The 3,849-nt window shown below is 37.8% G+C and carries 3 protein-coding genes; all 3 read left to right on the plus strand.

The window, feature by feature from the left end; translation table 11 throughout:
• Positions 1 to 2,271, plus strand: a 2,271-nt coding sequence (locus tag F8N00_RS16895) for a putative bifunctional diguanylate cyclase/phosphodiesterase (protein WP_421018638.1), incomplete at its 5' end; no start/stop codon positions are given.
• Positions 2,272 to 2,444: 173 nt separating this feature from the next.
• Positions 2,445 to 2,855, plus strand: a complete 411-nt coding sequence (locus F8N00_RS16900) for a hypothetical protein (RefSeq protein WP_421018639.1) — start codon at positions 2,445 to 2,447, stop codon at positions 2,853 to 2,855.
• 122 nt (positions 2,856 to 2,977) lie between these two features.
• Positions 2,978 to 3,849, plus strand: an 872-nt coding sequence (locus tag F8N00_RS16905; RefSeq protein ID WP_421018640.1) for a PAS domain S-box protein, incomplete at its 3' end; no start/stop codon positions are given.

Consider the following 3,849-nt stretch of genomic DNA (forward strand, 5'->3'; position numbering starts at 1 on the left):
TATAAGAGACAGATTAAAAGTTATCCCTTCCTTCTGTCCATCGGAATTGGTTTATTATTTTGGCATGGGAACCATTTTTTCGAAGGACCTGAATGGGTACAATTAATTCTATTAAACATGCTCCAAGCTTCGATCGGTCTTTTAAGTACACATTGGATTTTAAAAAGGTATCAAAGATCAGACTCTTTAAGGCTTTTTTGGATGTTTTTAGGTCTAGGAACAAGTTTTTCTGTACTAGGTACGTTCGTATGGATTGTTTTACTTAGTGCACAACAAGCCGTATCTACTTCAGAAGTTTCCTATTTTATCTGGATGTTCTCTTACCTTTTTTATTTTATCGCTTTAATAAATCAATTGATGAAGCATTTTAAAAAATTTTTAAATGCTACTTTTTTCTTCAATACAACTATTTTTATGGTGGCTTCGGTTTCGATCAGTTATCATTATCTGCTTTATCCGTTATTTCAAATCAATCAACACGCATTATTAAGTATAGCTTTCACATTCCTTTTTCAGATTGCAGATATAGGTATCCTATTTTTTATCATTACACTCTATTATCTAATTCGAGCCCAAAAGCAAAATGAATTTTTGATCTATCTAATCATTGGTCTATTTCTACAAATCATCGGAGATAGTATGTTTGCACAGATGACAATTGATGATAGCTATGTGCCAGGAGGCATAGTTGATTTTGTTTGGACGATTGCCTTGTTATTCATTGGATGCACCGCTCATTATTATGAAGCGAAAACCAATCCGGAAAGAGTAATGAACCAATCCTCTCTTGAGGCTACAGTGAGAAATGGACTTATTTTTCCTTACGCAAGTATCTTGGTTCTTTCCATTCTAGTGATTCAGAGTTATAACTGGATGTTAAATGCTTTGAGTACAGGATGGCTCATTATTTTCTTACTCGTCATCATTAGACAAACGTTCACCGTCATAAAAAATAACAAATTGTTGTTCGAATTGAAGCAGACCGCTTATATCGATCCATTGACAGGCTTAGGTAATCGCGCATCCTTTATACGAGAAACGAATACCCGACTGAATGACGCTCAGATACCGCTCGCTTTCATATTGCTCCAAGTAAAACGAGTTCGGATGTTTACCGATATTTTCGGATATCTTGTCGGTGAACAAATCATCAAGGAAGTTTCCCTTCGCCTTAGTAATTTAGAAAACATGAATTTAAAAGTCTATCGTTTTAGTGAAGATGAATTTATGATTGTGCTTCCAAATATAGAAAAATCGAGCATTGTTCGAGCGAATGAACGGATCTTTGCTCATCTCACAGCACCGATTACATTAGATGATTTAGAATTGAATATCTTTGCCTATAGTGGCATTAGTACTTTTCCTGGTCAGAGTCAGACTGTAGAAGAAGTCCAATCTCACGCAGCTGAAGCGCTCTATCAAGCCAAAAAGTTCGGAAATCATACGTTCGTTTTCTATGAGACGGAACTTCAGTCCACTCTAGTGCGTAAACTCGAAATTGAATCAAACTTACGACATGCCATCCGTGAACAACAATTAAGTGTCTATTATCAACCGAAAGTGAATCTTTGTTCGGGAAAAATCATCGGTATGGAAGCATTACTACGCTGGCATCATCCGAAATTCGGATGGATTTCCCCGGCAGAATTCATTCCAGTCGCTGAAGAATCAGGTCTCATTAATGAGATCGGTGAATGGGTTCTCCATACTGCAACCGAACAAAGTAAGCAACTTCAGCTTCTCGGATTTGAGCCATTACTTCTATCTGTAAATGTCTCGGCACTTCAATTTCAAACCTCTGATTTCTGCAAACGAGTCACTGATATCCTTCAAAAGACACGCCTTGATCCACAATGGCTCGAGCTTGAAATCACAGAGAGTATTGTTCAGAACATTAAGGAGAGCGTCTCGATTTTGCAATGCTTGAAAAACTCAAACATCAAGACATCCATCGATGATTTTGGAACGGGATATTCTTCTTTGAACGTACTCGAACAATTACCAATCGATACGTTAAAGATTGATAAATCGTTCATTGATCGCCTGATGATCAATACAAATTCTCCAATGGTAAAGACGATCATCGAGCTTGGATTAAATCTCGATCTAACGATTGTCGCAGAAGGTGTTGAGACGATGGAACAGAAAGAGATTCTTGAAGCCTATGGCTGTACAATTGGTCAAGGCTATCTATTTTCTCGTCCGATCGATTTCGATTCGTTCGTTGCGTTTCTTCAAACGAAAGATAGTACAGAAATCACACTTATCTAACATGAAGTGCATGCTTTAGATGATTTATTTAACCATCTAAAGCATGCACTTTACACTTATTTCTTGCGTCATTACAGACCTGCATCCAAGTTCAATAAATCTGTTTGTCAAAAAGACTTACTAAAAAAGAGCTGGAAATGTAGGTAATGAATAAAAAAGGAGCATAGAATCGTATGTTTAAACGACCAAAAAATTTTATCCTGATCATACTTCTTTATGCATGGAGCTATTACGGATGGATTTTCACCTTTCCTCACTCATCTACTCTTCAATCTTTAGGTGGTAGTCTTTTTTCGATTGTTGGACTAAGTATCGCACTTCACTATCTGAGAACAGCCATTAAACAGGTAGATATAAGCCAGCGTAAGTTTTGGTTACTCATCAGTATCGGTACCTTTTTTTATCTAATCGCTGAGTTGATTTGGTTTTTCGAAGAAAGCATCTTACAGACTGAAGTAGGCTTCCCCGGATGGCCAGACATCTTTTATATTTTACAAGCTTTATTTCTACTCTATGCACTGATCCATCGAATTTACAGAACGCAGCTGTTCAAGAACGTATCTCATTTTTATTCGATGTTCTGATCATTTTGGTGGTTGCGAGTACATTTTCTTGGCACTTCTTAATCGAACCTATTCTGAACACAAGTGCTGTCTCATTCAATGCATTAATCGTTTCCCTTATCTATCCACTAGGAGATCTAGGTATGTTAGTCGCTGCCGCTTCCTTATTTTTCTCCCCCTCGAGAAAAGATAAGACTCTGTCCACGTATCTGATTATCCTAGCTGTGACAATACAAGCGATTGCCGACTCAGTCTATTTATACTTGATTGCCCAAGATTTATACCTCCCCGGTAGCTGGATTGATCCGTTGTTCATTATGGTTATGATTATTTTAGGGTTTGCCGCTTTACAACAGCAGCCAGAAAACAAAGCTGAAGAGTCATCGAGTCATTTCGAAAAATTAACGATATTCCAGATGCTTACGCCTTATAGCGGTGTTTTAATTCTGTTCGTTTTTATGGGCTTTCACTCACGTAACTTCGATATCGTGACAATCGGTTCAGGGCTCTCTATCTTGTTAGTCATCATACGACAAATTTTAATTATTTTAGAGAATCAAAAATTAATTCGACGTTACTATGACCAGGCCCAGACACTTGAGTTGAGCGAGGAACGCTATAAGTCCTTATTTGAATATCATCCGGATCCTGTCTATTCAACCGATCTCAAAGGTCGATTCGATAGTGTGAATACTGCCTGTAGTGATTTACTTGGTATATCTAAAACTGAGCTAATGGGACAAAGTAGTTTACGATATGTCAAAGACTCCTACCGGACACCTGTCACGAAAGAATTACAAGAGGTCTTCAAAGGTATACCACGTAATTACGAGACGGTCGTTGAGAATGCAAAGGGTTCTAACATGTACATGAATATTACGAACGTCCCAATCATTGTCCAAAATGAGTTGGTTGGTATTTTCGGTATCGGGAAAGATGTCACTGCGGTTCGACAGAATGAACAACAAATTCATTTTCTCGCCTACCATGATACGCTCACCGGATTATTCAATCG

The sequence above is a fragment of the Exiguobacterium sp. A1_3_1 genome, from assembly GCF_048985645.1.
Lineage (GTDB): Bacteria > Bacillota > Bacilli > Exiguobacteriales > Exiguobacteriaceae > Exiguobacterium_A > Exiguobacterium_A indicum.

Excerpts from the sequence above, each read along its gene's own strand:
- F8N00_RS16900 (WP_421018639.1), top strand. The coding sequence starts at position 2,445 with ATGTTTAAACGACCAAAAAATTTTATCCTGATCATACTTCTTTATGCA.